The organism is Methanosphaerula subterraneus, assembly GCF_052055875.1.
Classification (GTDB): domain Archaea; phylum Halobacteriota; class Methanomicrobia; order Methanomicrobiales; family Methanospirillaceae; genus Methanosphaerula; species Methanosphaerula subterraneus.
Genome location: NZ_CP170508.1, coordinates 1,843,501 through 1,859,959, shown reverse-complemented (window position 1 = coordinate 1,859,959; position 16,459 = coordinate 1,843,501). Strand labels below are relative to the sequence as shown.

Here is a 16,459-nt window from a genome sequence, read left to right as displayed (position 1 = left end):
ATTTCTTAATTAAACGGCACTGCTGGGAATATAAGAAAAAAGATATATGCTGGATCGTGTACAGTAAGACTATACGTACAATGTACGTCCAAATCTTCCTGATCCATGGAAAATTTGTCGATTGAATTGTATCGAATGCAGAACAACTCAATTATTATGAGGAGATTTAATTGTCGAAAGTTGTAGAGATATCCCCAACGACGAGACACGAGGGGCATTCCAAGCTCGTTTTGAAGGTAGACGACGCGGGCATCATTGAGCGTGGTGACTGGCTCAGTATCACCCCGGTCAGGGGTGTCGAGAAACTGGCAATTGGCAAGACGATGGACCAGGTGCCAAAGATCGCATCACGTGTCTGTGGTATCTGTCCGATTGCACACACCATTGCAGCGACCGAAGCGATGGAAGCATCGATTGGATGTATCATCCCTGACGATGCCTACCTGCTCCGTGTGATCCTGCAGTGTGCCAACAGAGCCCACTCGATTGCACTGCACAACATCCTCTCCCTGCCGGACATGTACCTGCCAGGGACTGACACCAAGATCAACCCGTTCAGCCCAGAAGAACCGGTCAGATCAGTTGCCAAGCGGATCCAGCGGATCCGTGAGATCGCCCAGACGATCGGAGAGATCTCCGGTGGCGAAGCGGTTCACCCCAGCAACACCCGTGTCGGTGGAATGTTCGTCAATGTCAGCCCACGGGCCAAGGCAAAGATGTATGACCTCGCCAAGGAAGGGCTCGCCCTTGCCCGCGACCAGATGGAGTTCATGATCGCAATCTTCAGGAACTACCAGAAGCGCGACTGGGCAGAGGTCGGCGGCATGAAGGTCGACATTCCCGAGACACTCGGGTACCACAACCAGGGATACATGGCAACCGATCCGATCTATGGGTCGAGCAGCCTCGATGAGAACCCAACCTGGGACATCTCGCGGTTCAACGAAGTCCGCCCCTGGGACTGGTATATGGGTGAGATGGAAGTCACCGACGACTATCCAGACTATCCGGTCGGCGGAACCACCAAGAAGGGGACCAAGACCTGGCCACAGATGGAAGCGAACACCGGTGTGCCACTGTACGACGGACAGCCCGTCGAGGTCGGACCCCGCGCCCGTATGGTCACGTTCAAGAACTTCGACGAGAAGGGAACGATCGGTCAGCAGGTCGCCCGGCAGATGGAGTACACCGACACCTTCTACAAGATCATTGAGTGCCTGGACGCACTGAACACGAACGGCAAGGTCTTTGTGGACGAACTCCCGACAGGCGACGGTTCGCTCGGCTGGGCAGCCAACGAGGCTCCCCGTGGCAGCGATGTCCACCTGGCCCGTGTCAACAACGGCAAGGTCGAGTTCTTCTCGATGCTGGTCCCAACCACCTGGAACTTCCCAACCTGCAGCCGCGCCCTGACCGGTGCACCATGGCAGCTCGCAGAAGTTATCATGCGCGGGTACGACCCGTGTGTATCATGTGCCACCCACATGATCGTGGTAGACGAAGATCAGAGGATAGTAGCCCAGAAGCTCATTCAGTGAGTGTAATGTGATGTTGTTTTCTGAGATCGTGGTGGTCGGGTGTGGCAATCCCCTCTTTGCGGACGACGGGTTCGGACCCGCCGTAATAGAGGCACTGCAGAAGCTGCCGCTCCCCGAGAACGTCAAGGTGCTCGATGTCGGCCTGGGAGGCCCGCACTTTGTCTTCACGCTCCTCGATGATACGGTCACTAAAAAACTGGTGATCGTCGATATTGCAGACTTTGGTGCCGCGCCAGGTTCCCTTACCAAGTTAAGGGTCGAAGACCTGCCGCCGGGCAGTTATCGTGACGCTCATTCGTGGGACATCGCCGAACCACTGCAGCGCATCAAGGATACAATAGACATCACGGTCATTGGATGCCAGCCAAAACGCGTTACCGCCCCCGAATTTGAAATTGGGCTCACTGAAGAGGTTCGAAAGGCAATACCCAGAACTGTAGAGTTAGTACTCCAGGAGGTTGGAGTCGATCATGGGACTGCTATCAAACATCTTCAATATCTTCAAGAAGAAGAACGTCTCGGTGGAGACTTCGCAGCAGACTGCACCAGCACCTGAACGGTCTGAAAAGACCGCACCGGCGCCGGCGCCCGCGGCCCCCAGTGCTCCAGTGAAGAGCACACCGGCCAGGGAGCAGAAGCCTGCACCAATCCCCCCTGATGTTAACGTAAAGAAATCGGCGGAATCAGAGAAAAAGGAGGAAAAACCTGTGTCAAACAAGATTAGTGTCGGCCACGTGCACATGAGTGGATGCACCGGCTGCCTCGTATCCTTCGCGGATAATTATGGTGGATTATTAACAATTCTCGACAAGTATGCAGACCTTGTATACTGTCTGACACTTGCAGATGTCAGGCACATCCCTGAGATGGATGTCGCCCTGGTCGAGGGATCGGTCTGTCTGCAGGACAAGATCGCAGTCGAGGAGATCAAGGAGACCCGTGAGCGGGCCAAGATCGTTGTAGCACTCGGCGGATGCGCCTGCTACGGAAACATCACCCGGTTCTCCCGCGGTGGTCAGCAGAACCAGCCACAGCACGAATCATATCTCCCAATCGGAGATCTGATCGATGTCGATGTCTACATCCCCGGATGCGCACCGACACCCCAGATGATCAGAAACGTCTGTGTGATGGCCTACCTGCTCCTCAAGGGCAACGACGACCAGAAGAAACTCGCAGCAGAATACCTCAAGCCACTGATGGCCCTTCCAAAGGCCGGCACTGAGGCCTGCGGCTGCGACATCATGACCAAGGTCATCAACCAGGGGCTCTGCATGGGCTGCGGCAGCTGCGCGGCATCCTGCCCAACCCGTGCGATCACGATGGAGTACGGCAAGCCGAACATCGACCGCGAACAGTGCATCAAGTGCGGCGCCTGCAGTTCGCAGTGCCCACGGTCCTGGTTCAGCTTCGATGTTGTCAGCCAGTTTGAGGCTATCACCGCAGCGATCAATGGAGCCATGGAGTGAGGTGAGTAACATGGTATCAGACAATTTCCTCGGAAACTATGCATCAGTCGTTGCAGCACGCAGCAGTGATAAGAGCATCCTCAAGGGTGCACAGGACGGCGGGATCGTTACCCAGCTCTTCGCCTATGCGCTCGAAGAGGGTATCATCGACGGCGCGATCGTGGCAGGACCTGGCGACGAGCCATGGAAGCCCGTCCCCGTCGTTGCAACCACTGTTGAAGAGCTGCTCGCAGCACGCGGCACCAAGTACAACATCAGCCCGAACATGCAGCTGATCAAGGAAGCGACCCGGTCCTACGGTCTCGACAAGGTCGGTATCGTCGGCACACCCTGCCAGATCCAGGCGCTCCGCAAGGGGCAGCTCTATCCGGTCGGTCTGCGGGACGTCCCTGACAAGATCGCCCTTGCAGTCGGTATCTTCTGCATGGAGAACTTCCCGTACCAGTCGATCGTTCAGCTGGTCGAGGACCACGCGAACACCAAGCTCGAGAACGTCACCAAGATGGACATCGGGAAGGGCAAGTTCTGGGTCTACACCGGCCGCGGCGCAACCGTGCAGCTGCCTCTGAAGATCACCCACAAGTACGAGCAGGCAGGCTGCCACGTATGCCTCGACTACGTCTCCAACCTTGCAGATGTCTCGACCGGTTCAGTCGGCTCGCCAGACGGCTGGTCGACGGTCTTTGTGCGAACAAAGAACGGAGAGGACATCTGGGCAAAGGCGATCGCAGCCGGATGCTTCGAGACCAAGCCTATTGAGTCCGTCAAGCCAGGGCTTGACCTGGTCACCAAGCTGGCCACCGAGAAGATCACCAAGAACAGAAAGACACTCGAAGAGCGTCTCTCGTTCGGTGTCGGCAAGGGTCTCCGGAACCCCTACATCTAATTCTTTTTTTTGATTCATCTCGTTTCAGGTCTTTTCTTCCCCATCGTTCTTCTGAACAGAGCCGCTGCTGCAGAGGTCTGATCGTTACCGTATGGTCCCGCCCGGACCGCAAAAAAGAGAGATGAGATCCGGGTTATCGACGCCTGGCGGCGATGCACCAGCCGGCGAGGACGAGGGACAGGATCGGCACGGCGAGTGAGAGCGGGGTTCCCCTGGTGGTGGCGGCCGTGGTGGTGTTCCTCCGCGGGTCGGTCAGGCTCGCGTTCACGAACGATTCGTTCGCTTCCTGGTACATCGAGAGGTTCTGGAGTGCCTGTCCGCGGTTGTGCCAGGCCACTGAATCGTTCCGGTTCAGGGCGAGGACATGGTCGTACGAGGCGACCGCCTCGCGGTCCTGCAGCAGGGTCTGCTGGGTGACACCCCGGTTGAACCAGGCCTTCGAGTAGTTGACGTCGATGGCCAGGGCCTGGTCGTACGAGGTGATGGCATCGGTGTACCGCGAGAGGTTCACGGCCTGGGTGTTGCCCTGGTTGAACCAGGTCAGCTTGTTCTTCGGGTCGAGGGCCAGGGAGCGGTTGTACGACTTCAGCGCCTCTTCAGGCTGGCCTGCCGCCTTCTGGGTGTTGCCCAGGTTGAACCAGGTGACCGATGAGTTGGGGTCGATCGTGACCGCCTTCTGGTAGGCCTCCACAGCCCCGGTGTAGTTCCCCTGGGCGGTGAGGTTCGCGCCGATGGTGGACCAGTGCTGGGCCTCCTGGCTGGTGGAGAGGTTCAGCACCAGCATGTTCCCGGGTGAGGCGTTCGCCTCGGTGGCCTGGTCCGCGCCTGTGCTGTTTGATGTGCTGTTCAGAAGTGATATGCCCTGATCTGCGAGCACCGGCCCTGCAGAGAGAGCGATGCAGGCCACGGCCAGAAGGACCACGGCCAGGGATCGCTGTACCATGGAGAGAGGTCTCCTCCTGGTCACTAATAAATGCTCTGGCGGCCGGTATCCTCGTTCATCAGGATGGACGAGGTCGGGTCTTACACTAGAATGCCTTTATACTCCGAGGTTGGATCTCTATCATAACAATGGACCCATTACTGTTTCTCATCGATTTTGTCCTTCACATCGATACACACCTGAACCTGCTGATCGAGCAGTACGGGGTCTGGACCTACCTGCTGCTGTTTCTGATCGTCTACATCGAGACCGGGGCGGTCGTAACCCCGTTCCTGCCGGGCGACTCGCTCCTCTTCATCGCCGGGGCGCTCGCTGCGACCGGTCCGCTGAAGGTGGAGTTCCTGATCCCGCTGCTGATCGTGGCCGCGGTCCTCGGCGACCACACCAACTACTGGATCGGCCATCGGGTCGGGGGGAGGTTCCTCTCCGGAGAGCACCGGTTCGTCAAGAAGGAGTACATCGAGCAGGCCGAGTTATTCTTTGCGAAGCACGGGGCCAAGTCGATCTTCTTCGCCCGGTTCGTCCCGTTCGTCCGGACCTTCATCCCGTTCCTCTCAGGGATCGGTCAGATGAACTACCGGGTCTTCACCGCCTATGAACTGGTCGGCTCGATCGCCTGGGTGGTTGTCTTCATCCTGGGCGGGTTCTTCTTCGGGAACGCCCCGGTGGTCAAGGACAACCTGACGATCGCGATCTTCCTGATCCTGGCCGTGACGGTCGGGATGGCGGTCCTGGAGGGCGGCCGGCAGGGGCTGAAGCGAAAGCATTGAGGGGTCCAACCTTTTTTGGGTACCGCGCCTCGGGCGAGGGTCGCCGGCCGGTTGTGGTGGTCTCTCCAGGATCCCTATGGGTCGTATGATCTGTCTGGTCCAGAAAGGTACTCTTTTATAATCAAAGGGCGAGAGGGGCTCTCATGACAGAACCCGTTGATGCAATACGGGCGTTTCACAATGCGTTTCGGAATGATATGGAACGCATCGATGAAGCCGCTTTGAACTCGGCACAGGGAACGGAGGGTCTCGCCGAAACCATCGAGCGTTTCCGGTTCTTCAACGAGATCCTGGTCTGGCATGCCCACGGAGAAGAACTGGCTGTCTTTCCCGCAGTCGAGCAGGTCGCCCCCCTGGTCGCTGAAGCCTACGTGGTCGATCATCATGGTCTGGACCAGGCATTTGATGAACTGAGCAGTTCGTATGCCGCCCACGACCCGTTGAAGACTGCCCGGGCCACCGCTGCATTCCGTTTTCATCTGAAGATGCACCTGTACAAGGAGGATTCCCATCTCTACCGGATCTTTCGGGAACGAATCCCCCTGCCCGAGCAGGGGAAGGCACTGGGGATCATGGCCGGCGCCGTTCCCCAGGAACGGTTCCCGGAGGTGGTGGCATGGCTGTACCCCCTGATTGGGCACGACGACCGTGAGAAGATGACCCGTATCTGGCAGATGGTGATGCCGGCCCCGGTCTTCGCCGGTGTAAAGGATCTCATCAAACAGGCCATCGGCAACGACTGGGCAGAACTCGCACGTCGCATCCCGACGCTCTGAGCGCAGTGGCTTGGGGGTGGATAAATCCCTCCTCAACCTTTTTCCCCAAGAAGGGTATCAGATCTCTGTACCAGGAGATGGCATGGATATCGGAGAGAGGATACAATCATTCGCGGAATCGCTCGGAGTCGACTACGTCGGTGTCGCGGACCTGGCAGAGGCCCGGGAGTTCATCCTCGATCAGGGCGGGCCGACGATCGCTCAGTACCCCTTCGGGGTGGCGATGGGGATCGCCCTCGTCGACCCCATCGTCGACCTGCTGCCCGACCGGGAGCGGAACGGGGGAGGGGCCCTGTACAAGCATCATGCCTATGACGTGGTGAACGCCACCCTCGACCAGATCGCCATGCGGGTGGCGAGCATGCTCCAGCGGGAGGGATACCGGGCGTTCCCGGTGGCGGCATCGAAGCGGGTCGACGACGCCCGGATCTGCGGGCCGATCTCGCAGAAACTCGTCGCCCATCTCGCCGGCCTCGGGTGGATCGGGAAGAGCTGCCTGCTGGTGACGCCCGACCACGGCCCCCGGGTCCGCTGGGTGACGGTGCTGACCGACGCACCCCTGCCCCCGACCGGTTCCCCGATGGAGAGCCGGTGCGGGACCTGCCAGGCCTGCGTGGCGGCCTGTCCGGTGCAGGCGTTCACGGGCAGGGTCTTCGATCCGGACGAGCCCCGGGAGGCCCGGTACGATGCAGCGGCCTGCGACCGGTTCTTCAAGGAGGAGGAGCGGCGGACCGGTATCCCTGTCTGCGGGATGTGCCTCTGGGTCTGTCCGTATGGACGGAGCCGGCCGGCGGCAGCTCCTGATCGTTCGACCTTCCAAAAGTGACAGGTGACAGGCAGTGACACCTGTTTTGTATATGTTCTCCACAGGAGTACCCTAGAGAAAGTTATCCAAAATAGGTGTCACCACCTGTCACCTGTCACCAGATCGTCAGAGAGGGATCTGGTAACTCACATCCCCTGACTCCAGTTCTTTTTCAAAATCAGCCAGTTCCCTGGAATTTTTGAGCCTGATCCCGACAAAGTACCGTCCATATTTACCTCGTTTCTCCTCGAAATTGTGCTCACGCAGTGCCTGATAGAAGTCTTTGGGCTGGAGTATCTCTTCAGAGTATTTCGTACACCATGCGGTGTATTCACTGTGGAGCTCGGTTCTCAGGCATCGTTCCTCCCCTCCGGTGACACACCGCTCCGGGATGAATCCCTTGAGAATGTCCTGCTGTGCCCGGTATGCGTTGGTATTGGCAACCAGTTCGGGAGGTTTGGCGAGTGTGCCGGCTGCATAGTATCTCCGGAGACCGGCGAGCATCCAGTTCAGGATGCCGCTCCCCTCCCCGGCGAGCCGCTGATCATAGTTCGGGATCTTCTGATGATCCGGGATCTCGACGGTGAACGGCCAGAGACGAATCCGTCTCCAGATGGCACCATCCATCCCCCGGATGACGGGGGCGTGGTTGGTGGCCAGGATCGGCGTAAACAGTGGGGGAAAGGTCTCCTGATTCCGAAAGAGTTCGCGGGCGGAGATCGGGTCGCCGCCGGTCATGGCCTTGATCTGCCCCTCGGCCAGCCGCCTTCCCTGATCGGTCTCCACGGCGGTGACCAGCCTGGCTCCGCGGAGGGACATCAGGTCGGGGCGGGCCGAGGCGCTATTCTGTCGGTTCTCCATGAAGGTATCTGCTGATATGTGACATGCATACGCCCCGAAGACGGCTCGAAGCGTGGAGAGAGTGACGGATTTGCCGTTGCTGCCGGTGGCTCCGTGCCAGATCTCAAAGACATTTTCAGGGTTGGTGTCCAGGAGGCAGTATCCGGTGTGTTCCTGAAACGCATGGATCAGGTCCTCCTTCCCTCCGAAGATCAGCCGGAGGTGAGCGTCCCAGAGGGGGCAGGCCGCCGCCGGGTCGTAGGCTACGCCGGCAACCTTTGTCAGCAGGTCCTCCTTCCGGTGCTCCCTGAAGGTGAGGGTATCCAGTTCAAGGGTCCCGTTCTGGAGGTTGAAGAGGGTGCCGTCTGCGTCGAGTTCGTCGGGCATGATCCCGATCGTCTCCTCGCTCGATGCCATGAAGAGCATGTCATCCAGCCGCTTCTTCCCTTCGCTGATGGCAGCCCATTTCGCCAGGGCCGGCCTCTTCGTGTCGTCCCGTTCACGATCAGCCTCGCGGTAGATCGCCCTGGCGGTCTCCTTCGCCCGACGGTATACCGCCCGCTTCGGGTCCTCACGCCAGTGCGTACCATCCCACTCGAGCCATATCTTCCTGGGGTGGCAGTACCTGGTCGTCTCTCCCCATCGAGCGGCGAACCGTTCCCCGTTGCCGGCGTCCGTCATCGGGTAGTCCTTGCACTGCCGGTCGAGATCCTCGCCGGCCGCCTCTGTCCCGGTCGCCTGGGCGGCAGGGTGGATACTGGTGGACGACGAAAGGGCTTTGCCGATGGTGATCGCGCCGTACGTCTCCTGACCTCGCCGTTCGTCCCACTTGGGGCGCATGAGTGCAGACCCCCGGAAGATGCGATCGATCTGGTCCAGGTCCCTTGTCCAGAAGGCCAGAAGATTGCAGAGGGCCAGGTCTGCTGCCGAGTGGTCTCCCCTGTACTCCCCGAGGTCGCCGACTCGAAAGAGAGCGGTGAACTTCGGCCCGTTCAGGGCTGACGCGGCCCGCCTGATCACCTCGGCATCTTCGAGGTGTACCGGAAGAGCGGAGGACCTCGCCGGGGGCTCGACGGTGTGATGGCCGGGATCGATCTGCCGGTACTGGGCCTCCAGCGTTCCCGCAGCGGCCTCCTGCAGATCGGAGGGGGTCTGTGGGATGTGCCGGCCTGTCATCACAAAGTACCGGCCGGCATCGTAGATCTCGAGGTCTCCGCTCCGGCATCGTGTACCCGGTTTCTTCCCGAGCAGAATCACATGGGCGCCGGCCCCGGATTGCGAGATCTCAGCGTAGGAGTTGAATGAGCGGATCTTCTCCAGGACCCCGTCCTCCCACCGGCCGGTGACGGGATCGCGCTGATGGTCCAGGTCGATGCCGACGATGCCGTCCCCTTCGACAAAGACGAATCCGATCCCGCTGACCAGGTCGAACCGGACGAATCTCTCATACTCCTCCCGGATCTTTTCAAACGTGCTCCAGGTCGCGGGGTCGGTGGTGCTCGCCGGCTTCACCTGCGCTCCGTCGTCTGTCATCTCGACGCAGTACGGTACTTTCGTGGGTCTCCCCGCCCGGTATTCCAGTTTCCAGAGGATCCACTGGTCACGGGCCTGGAGAAGAGCGGGGATCGCGCTGAAGTCCGGGGCTGCCGGCTTCCCCTTCGGTGCTGCGGTATTCACCCATCCGAACGCCTCCGCCTCGGCCAGGTCACGCTCCTTCATCGAGGTCACCCCGCTGGATCTGCTGTGCAGTCGCGTGGAGGACAGTCCCTCTTATGGGAAGCCTGATCCTTCCCCTGCCGGCAATGGGGGATGCCGGGATACCGCTGTCCGTGATCCCCGGGCTCGATGCTTCCCTGGGGCCGGCCCCTCGCCGGTTCGTGAAATGCCCGGAGCGGCCTGAGGCGCCGGCCGGCGTCGCGGTCTTCTCTGAGGATTGGTGTACGAACGTTTCCATGCCGGACTATCGACCCGGTTTCCCGATAAGCGATAATCCGGATCGCTGCCGGCCGTCTTCTCTCCGTTATTTCCATTATCTGATTCCATTTAGCGAACGGATCAGATCCGGGCCGGCCGGCTTTTTTTGGGAAGTTGAGCGGTGGGACGGTGGTCGATAAAAAAAGGGGAATCAGGGGAGGAGCTGGTAGGTGCCGGTGCTCCCTACGATGTAGACGTCCGCGCCAACCCTTAGATTGAGCACACCATCACCGCCGGTGGTGATATTGTACAGGTTGATGATCCTGCTGTCATTCTGACCTGCAATGACCTGTGCATGATCCACCGTGAAACTGGTCCAGACATCCCGTGAGGGAACGGTCACCGTCAGGGTTGACGTCAGGTTGCTGTATCCCCCATGGGTATCGATCAGTGTTATCTGGCCCGTCCTCACAGGTGTTTCCATGTTATTGATGTAGACTGCAGCATTCTGGAGTTGCATGGTGGAGATCTGGCCACCTCCGATATAGATCGTTCCCGCTTCGGTACTCGTGACCGCGATCTTCACGGTATCTCCATCGTTGAAGCGTACGAATTGCCCGCCAACGGTGACTCCGATGTTGTTGTCCGAACCTCTGGAGGTGAACTGGAGATACCCGTTGCTCACCAGGGATCCCGGTTTAGCAGCGTTCAGGGTGAAATCTCCTCCCGTGGATACCGGCTTGTAGTAGTTCCAGAAGTCGATGTTCGGGAACTGATCGTCACTTCCGGTGATATGGAAATCGGGATAACTTCCACCTGCCGGGTTCGTTCCCTGCCAGCCCACCGGGAGCACCACCGCGATGGTGTAGTATTTTCCTTTCTGCAGTTTGTAGAACCCGTAGGCGCCGGCAGCGTCACTTGTCGTGGTTTCGATGACTACTCCATTCTGCAACAGGTTGACAGTCCAGCCGGCGAGTTTTGGATCGGAGGTGTTCGCCAGTCCGTCGCCGTTCTGATCGTTGTAGACCGTGCCGATGATCCATCCCCCTGGTGGGAGTGGCGTCGTCGGCGGCGCCGTGACGGTGATCGTTCTCGAGGTCTGTGCGCTGCCTGCCGGATTGGTGACGGTCAGGGTGGCCGCGTAGATGCCCGGGGTGGCGTAGGTGTGGCTCGCGTTCTGGAGCGATCCCTTCACGCCGTCGCCGAAGTCCCAGGTCCAGCCGATGATGTCGTAACCGGTCGAGGTGTCGGTGAAGTCCACCTCCAGCGGGGCGTCCCCGGTTGTCGCGGTTGTCGTGAAGTCGGCGACCAGCGATGGATACACCGTGATGTACCTGGTCTGGGTGGTCGCGTTGACTTCGAAGGTGTTGTTGATGGTCAGGGTGACATTGTAGGTCTTCGGGATGGTCTCCAGGTTGGTGTACAGGTGCAGCGGGTTCTGGCTGGTGGAGGTGTTTCCATCCCCGAAGTCCCAGTTCCAGTTGGTGATGCCCTCTCCGGTGGAGAGGTCGGTGAAATTGACGTTAATCTGTCCATTCCCAAGGGTCGGCGTCCCGTTGAAGGCGGCGACGGGAGGTTGCAGGACGGTGATGTAGTCGGTTCTGGTCGTCGTGTTGTTCCCATAATCGTTGTAGGCGGTCAACGTGACGTTGTAGATGCCTGCCGTGGAGTAGATATGGGTTACGTTCTGGAGGGATGCCGTGGTGTTGTCGCCGAAGTCCCAGGACCAGCCGTTGATGCCATCTCCGGTCGAGGTGTCGTTGAACTGGATCGGGAGCTGTGCGTTGCCGGCAGTTCTGTTGGCCGTGAAGTTCGCAACGAGCGGTGACAGGACCCTGACGACCGCCGGCTGTGAGACATTGGTGCCGTATGGGTTTGCGATCGTCAGGTTCACGGTGTAGTTCCCTGCGGCGGTGTAGATATGACTCACATTGGCGGGGCCAGGATATTGGAATGCCGAGGTGGTATCGTCTCCAAAGTCCCAGGTCCATCTTTCGATGTTGTACCCGGTGGAATTGTCTGCGAACCGGACGGTGTCCATGGCATTGTAGGTCCAGTTCACCAGACCGAAGGCTGCGACCAGCGGCGGATAGACGGTGATGAACTCGGTCTTTGTGATCGTGCTGCTTTCATCGGTGTTGTTGACGGTCAGGGTGACGTTGTAGGTTTTTGGTGTGGTTCCGAGGTTGGTATACGTATGCGACGGGTTCTGCTCGAGTGAGGTGGTGCCATCTCCAAAGGCCCAGAGCCAGGAGGTCGGGTTACCTGTCGAGATGTCCTTGAACTGGACGGTGAGTTCCGAGTTGCCAATCGTCGAGGTTGTGTTGGTGAAGTTGGCGACCAGCGGGGCACTGATGACGGTGAACGGCCGTGTCGTGGTATTTGTACCCCACGGATTGGTGATGTTCAGTGAGACATTGTAGGTGCCTGCCGTTGCATAGGTGTGGGTTGTGTTCTGATAGTTTGAGGTGACACCGTCACCAAAGTCCCAGAACCAGTTGAAGATGTCATCTCCTGTTGAGGTGTCGTTACATTGGACTGGTATTCCCACTGATCCCTGAGTTGGATTGTTTGTGAAGTTGGCGATCAATGGCTGGTGGACCTTAATAATTACAGGATCAGACTGCTTCGATTCAAAAGGATCGATTGCTTTCAGTATCACTGTATAATTCGATGGGTTATATCCAGGGATGTACGTGAACTCATGGATTGGATTTTGTTGATTTAAGGTCTCTCCATCACCGAAGGTCCAGAGCCAGTCGGTCACATATCCTGTCGATTCATCATGGAATGATACGGTGAAGGGGGAATTTCCTTCGATGTCAGGAGAGGTTCTGAACAGTGCATGCGGTGCTTTATAGACGGATATGTAGTCCAGTCTGGAGAGGTTGTACTGGGTCGGGTTATTGCCATCGGTCAGGGTCAGTTTCACGGTATAGTTCTCTATGTTGGAGGGCCAGGCAGGTTCTGAATAAGTATGCGTGATTGATCTGGTCAGACTGGGGGTGGTGTCCTCGTCCTCAAAGTTCCACAATAACCCATAGTTCCCCTGGTTTTCGGTCAGGTTGGTGAAGTTGATCCCCAGCGCTGTTTCGTTGACCGCTGTTTTGTCTGCGATGAAGTACACCCACGGTACCGCCGGCGTCTGCGTCGGCTGCGCCCGGATCGGCCCCTCCGAGGGGTACGGGAACGTGATCGGCACCGCACCGGTGACGGCGGCCGGCGGGTTCTTCCCGCTGCTGCTGTTCGTCGACCATGCCCCGAGCAGCACCGATCCGCCGCTGCCGGTGCCCGGCCAGATCAACTGCACCTGGTCGATGCTTCCTGCAGATGCCGTGAGATTGATGACATCGCCGATACTGTAGGGAGAGGACGAAGAAGAGGATGATATATGTGTCCAATAATCCGGGGTTCCTCCATCAATAATGACAGAGGGATTTTCACTGGTGGTACCATTGCTGTAGATGACCCTCAACACGGTCCCGTTCAGGTTCAGCGTCTCTCCGCCGCGGTGGATCAGCGAGACGCTCTTGTTATTTTCATCACTCCAGAAGTCGAAGGCCACGGCCGGCACCTTCTCCGGCTGCGGAGCTGAGAGCATCATGACACCCATCAGGGTGATGGCGCCGACAAAGATCGCGATCAGCAGGACGACCCCCATGATCTCAGCGTTTCCTTCGTTATTCTCCATGGTTATGGTACACCTGCAGCCCGATAGGCAGAGCTGCGAAAGATAGTAAGATAGTGGTCGACGCTTCCTGATAACCCTCTCTGATTGAGCACACCAGTCAGGTGTACGCTCTTTGGGAGACCCTGTTCTCCGGCCCCGGTCCGCTCTGCCTCTGGCCTGGAATCGGGTATCCCTTCCTCTGACAGAGCAGAGATCTGATGACGACCAGACGAGAGCATCACCGGTATCCCTCCAGGCCGGGCACGGTAAAAATGGTGGATGAGTGGATGCCTGCTTCAGGCAGTGAACAGGTCATAACTTCCACTGCAGACCAGGTAGGTCTTCCCCTCCTTGTAGTTGAAGTTCAAGACGTTGCTGTAGGGGGCACTCTGCGGGGAGATACCATACACTTTGACCCCCCAGTCCTGATATGGCCACCAGGGGGGATTGATGATATTGTTCCCGTCGACCACGAACTGTGCCCCTGCGTTGTAGGATCCCATCACATAGGTGAGCGTGGACTGCCAGTTGGTGTATCCATTCACCCAGATTCCGGTGATCTTACCGGTGGCGGCCAGGTTCCCGTTGAAGTATACCTTGACATTGTCGAATTCAAATGTACTGATTTTTGTATCAGATATGTAGATCTGTCCGTTTGCCTGGTCACCGTTCATCATGATCGTGACTTCGGTCTGCCAGGGGATCCTGATCTTGCCTTCGCTATCGATATCGAGCCCTGGTGAGAGGGTGGCCGATGAGGCCATCTGGATGAAGTCATCGGTATGGGAGGGTTGCGGCCATTCGCGCCAGGTGGTTCCGGTGAACCGGATATAGGATCCGTCCTTCATCACCCCGATGTTCATCGGGTTGTTCAGCAGGATCTGGTTTCCTGCTGTGGCGGTCATGTGGTTCCCGAAGTTCCTGTCGGTCACATGCTGGTGTTTATCATCTCGTCCCTGGTTCAGGTTGTCGACATAGTAGCCTTCGTGCTTGGTCGGCCAGGTCTGATCCCAGCCGGGGTGCTGCACCTGGACCACATGGTAGTGGTCCTTGGGCAGGTAATCGATGATGTAGTAGCCTGTGCTGTCGGACGTGCTCTGGTTCACCAGGAACCAGTCCTGTGCCGTCCCTTTGCCCATGGCCTGGACGGTCCAGCCGGCCAGTGGCGGTTCGCCACTGTCCCAGATCCCGTTGTTGTTCTGGTCGTTCCAGATATACCCGGCGATCGAGTAGGGTCCGACCCCGTTGATGGTGAAGAATGCCTCGATCGTGTGGTTCCCGTTCACCTGATTGAACGTAACCGAGGCGGTCTGACCGATCGAGATGCCGTCGACGATCACATCATCGATGCTGTTGCCCTCGCCGGGCGTGATCGTGAAGGTCTGGTTCTCTCCGAATTCCACAAGGACGTTTCCTTCCGGCGCGATGGTGCCACCTTCGCCGGCCGTGGCGTTGATCGTGTACACATTCTTTGCGAAGTCCGCCGTGATGGTGTGATCAGCCTCGAGCGGGGAGAAGGTATAGTTCTGGGCCGGGGCCAGGGAGACTCCGTCGACGATGATGCTGGCGATATGGTAGCCAGGGATGGCGCTCACATTGAACGATGGAGTCGAATGGTAGGGGTAACTCCGTAATCCCGAACCGGTGATCGATCCGAGCGGACCTACCGTCGCATTGATCGTGAACATGGCAACCGTGAAGTTCGCATCGACGGTGTAGTTCCGGTCTATCGGACTGTTGAACGTGTACGGGCTCCCTGTCACCGTCGTGGCTGCCCCGTCCCTGTCCCCGCTGATGAGCGCACTGTCGAATCTGAATCCGGCCGTGAGGTTTGTGAATATGAGTGTGGGTGTATCTCCTGCACTGACCTCGAATGGAGTATTGTTCACCAGGTGAGTGCCGTTGCAGGTGATGTTCCCTCTCAGAGCATCGAATATCGGGGTGATGGTGTAGTGTGCCGGCACCGGCGGGGCTACCTCTGAGAAGTTCGCCGTGACCGTGTAGTTCTGGTCAATACCGGTGGTGAAGGTGTATGGACTTGCTGTCACCGGTATGGATGCGCCCCTGTCCCCGCTGATGAGTGCGTTGTCGAATTTGAACCCCGTGGAGTACAGGAATTCGAGCATCGGTTTATCTCCTGCGTCAACCTCGAATGGAGTATTGTTCACTAACTGAGTGCCGTTGCAGGTGATGTTGCCTCTCAGAGCATCGAATATCGGGGTGATGGTGTAGTGTGCCGGCGCTGTTTCTGTCACCGTCGGTGTTACCGTCACTGTTTCCGTCGGCGTTACTGTAACGGTTTCCGTCGGTGTTACCGTCACGGTTTCTGTTGGTGTTACTGTGACGGTTTCCGTCACTGTCGGGGTTACTGTCACTGTTGTGTTGGATTCCGAAGAGGGGCCCTGGTAATTTTTGCCCATATCCCCGATCACCACCGATCGGAGCGCCGTCTCGCCGGCCCCTTTGCCGGTATAGACCAGGGTCACCTTGGCCGGCTGTGATGTGGCCGGGTAGTCGAGTGACTTTCCGGATGACCAGTCGGGTCTGGTGAAATTTTCTGTTCTACCATCCTCGTACTGCACCACGAACTTGTAGTCCCCGTTGGGGAGGGTATCCCCTCCGGTATGGTACAGGGTCAGGGTTCCCGGCTCATAGTTCGCCAGGAAGTTCACATTCGGGATCTCTTTGGGCGCCGGCTGGGAGAGGAGCTGCGTCCCGACGACAGTGCCGCCGACGACTACCAGAGAGAGGAGCAGGACGACACCGATCACCTCTGATACGCCCCATTCGTGCCATCGTTGCCGTTCTTCACCGGAGGAACCCCGGTGATCCTTATGATGCTTCATTC

General features: G+C 58.3%; 12 protein-coding genes. 7 read left to right on the top strand and 5 right to left on the bottom strand.

The genetic code is table 11. The annotated features are described in order from the left end of the window. Positions 1-170: 170 nt before the first annotated feature. From frhA to frhB, 4 genes are all read left to right on the top strand, one after another. A complete protein-coding gene (gene frhA / locus ACFKSJ_RS08955) occupies positions 171-1,538 on the top strand; it encodes a coenzyme F420 hydrogenase subunit alpha (protein WP_440949454.1) in 1,368 nt (455 codons plus the stop codon). A gap of 10 nt (positions 1,539-1,548) precedes the next feature. Continuing rightward, positions 1,549-2,094 carry a coenzyme F420-reducing hydrogenase, FrhD protein gene (gene frhD / locus ACFKSJ_RS08950; RefSeq protein WP_440949453.1) on the top strand — a complete coding sequence of 182 codons (546 nt, stop codon included), beginning with the start codon at positions 1,549-1,551 and terminating at the stop codon, positions 2,092-2,094. 151 nt (positions 2,095-2,245) lie between these two features. After that, positions 2,246-3,007, top strand: a complete 762-nt coding sequence (frhG, locus tag ACFKSJ_RS08945; RefSeq protein WP_440951421.1) for a coenzyme F420 hydrogenase subunit gamma — start codon at positions 2,246-2,248, stop codon at positions 3,005-3,007. 10 nt (positions 3,008-3,017) lie between these two features. Beyond that, positions 3,018-3,893: a coenzyme F420 hydrogenase subunit beta gene (frhB, locus tag ACFKSJ_RS08940; RefSeq protein WP_440949452.1), complete on the top strand. Its 876-nt coding sequence runs from the start codon at positions 3,018-3,020 to the stop codon at positions 3,891-3,893. Between the two features lie 133 nt (positions 3,894-4,026). Here the strand turns inward: frhB and ACFKSJ_RS08935 are convergent, their stop codons facing one another. Then, positions 4,027-4,836 (bottom strand): tetratricopeptide repeat protein, encoded by an 810-nt coding sequence (locus tag ACFKSJ_RS08935; protein WP_440949451.1) that lies wholly within the window; start codon positions 4,834-4,836, stop codon positions 4,027-4,029. Positions 4,837-4,964: 128 nt separating this feature from the next. Between ACFKSJ_RS08935 and ACFKSJ_RS08930 the strand changes: the two genes are divergently transcribed. The 3 genes from ACFKSJ_RS08930 (at position 4,965) to ACFKSJ_RS08920 (ending at position 7,208) form a co-directional block, all read left to right on the top strand. Further along, a complete protein-coding gene (locus ACFKSJ_RS08930; RefSeq protein WP_440949450.1) occupies positions 4,965-5,606 on the top strand; it encodes a VTT domain-containing protein in 642 nt (213 codons plus the stop codon). A gap of 143 nt (positions 5,607-5,749) precedes the next feature. Continuing rightward, positions 5,750-6,382, top strand: coding sequence for a hemerythrin domain-containing protein (locus ACFKSJ_RS08925; RefSeq protein ID WP_440949449.1), 633 nt, complete (start codon positions 5,750-5,752; stop codon positions 6,380-6,382). Positions 6,383-6,464: 82 nt separating this feature from the next. Beyond that, positions 6,465-7,208, top strand: a complete 744-nt coding sequence (locus ACFKSJ_RS08920; protein ID WP_440949448.1) for a 4Fe-4S double cluster binding domain-containing protein — start codon at positions 6,465-6,467, stop codon at positions 7,206-7,208. Between the two features lie 105 nt (positions 7,209-7,313). Here ACFKSJ_RS08920 and ACFKSJ_RS08915 read toward each other — a convergent pair whose 3' ends face one another. The 4 genes from ACFKSJ_RS08915 to ACFKSJ_RS08900 form a co-directional block, all read right to left on the bottom strand. Then, complete coding sequence (locus ACFKSJ_RS08915; RefSeq protein WP_440949447.1) at positions 7,314-9,746, bottom strand: phage/plasmid primase, P4 family; 2,433 nt, start codon at positions 9,744-9,746, stop codon at positions 7,314-7,316. Beyond that, positions 9,733-9,981: a hypothetical protein gene (locus tag ACFKSJ_RS08910; RefSeq protein WP_440949446.1), complete on the bottom strand. Its 249-nt coding sequence runs from the start codon at positions 9,979-9,981 to the stop codon at positions 9,733-9,735. The genes ACFKSJ_RS08915 and ACFKSJ_RS08910 overlap by 14 nt, the downstream gene beginning before the upstream one ends. 171 nt (positions 9,982-10,152) lie before the next feature. After that, a complete protein-coding gene (locus ACFKSJ_RS08905; RefSeq protein WP_440949445.1) occupies positions 10,153-13,632 on the bottom strand; it encodes a PKD domain-containing protein in 3,480 nt (1,159 codons plus the stop codon). A gap of 275 nt (positions 13,633-13,907) precedes the next feature. Further along, a complete protein-coding gene (locus ACFKSJ_RS08900; protein ID WP_440949444.1) occupies positions 13,908-16,457 on the bottom strand; it encodes a type IV pilin in 2,550 nt (849 codons plus the stop codon). Between the last annotated feature and the right edge of the window lie 2 nt (positions 16,458-16,459).

Bases quoted from the DNA above. Each gene is read 5' to 3' on its own strand.
- ACFKSJ_RS08930 (WP_440949450.1), top strand. From the start codon at position 4,965: ATGGACCCATTACTGTTTCTCATCGATTTTGTCCTTCACATCGATACA.
- frhD (WP_440949453.1), top strand. From the start codon at position 1,549: ATGTTGTTTTCTGAGATCGTGGTGGTCGGGTGTGGCAATCCCCTCTTT.
- ACFKSJ_RS08915 (WP_440949447.1), bottom strand. From the start codon at position 9,746: ATGAAGGAGCGTGACCTGGCCGAGGCGGAGGCGTTCGGATGGGTGAAT.
- ACFKSJ_RS08900 (WP_440949444.1), bottom strand. From the start codon at position 16,457: ATGAAGCATCATAAGGATCACCGGGGTTCCTCCGGTGAAGAACGGCAA.
- ACFKSJ_RS08925 (WP_440949449.1), top strand. From the start codon at position 5,750: ATGACAGAACCCGTTGATGCAATACGGGCGTTTCACAATGCGTTTCGG.
- ACFKSJ_RS08905 (WP_440949445.1), bottom strand. From the start codon at position 13,632: ATGGAGAATAACGAAGGAAACGCTGAGATCATGGGGGTCGTCCTGCTG.
- ACFKSJ_RS08935 (WP_440949451.1), bottom strand. From the start codon at position 4,836: ATGGTACAGCGATCCCTGGCCGTGGTCCTTCTGGCCGTGGCCTGCATC.
- ACFKSJ_RS08920 (WP_440949448.1), top strand. From the start codon at position 6,465: ATGGATATCGGAGAGAGGATACAATCATTCGCGGAATCGCTCGGAGTC.
- ACFKSJ_RS08910 (WP_440949446.1), bottom strand. From the start codon at position 9,981: ATGGAAACGTTCGTACACCAATCCTCAGAGAAGACCGCGACGCCGGCC.
- frhB (WP_440949452.1), top strand. From the start codon at position 3,018: ATGGTATCAGACAATTTCCTCGGAAACTATGCATCAGTCGTTGCAGCA.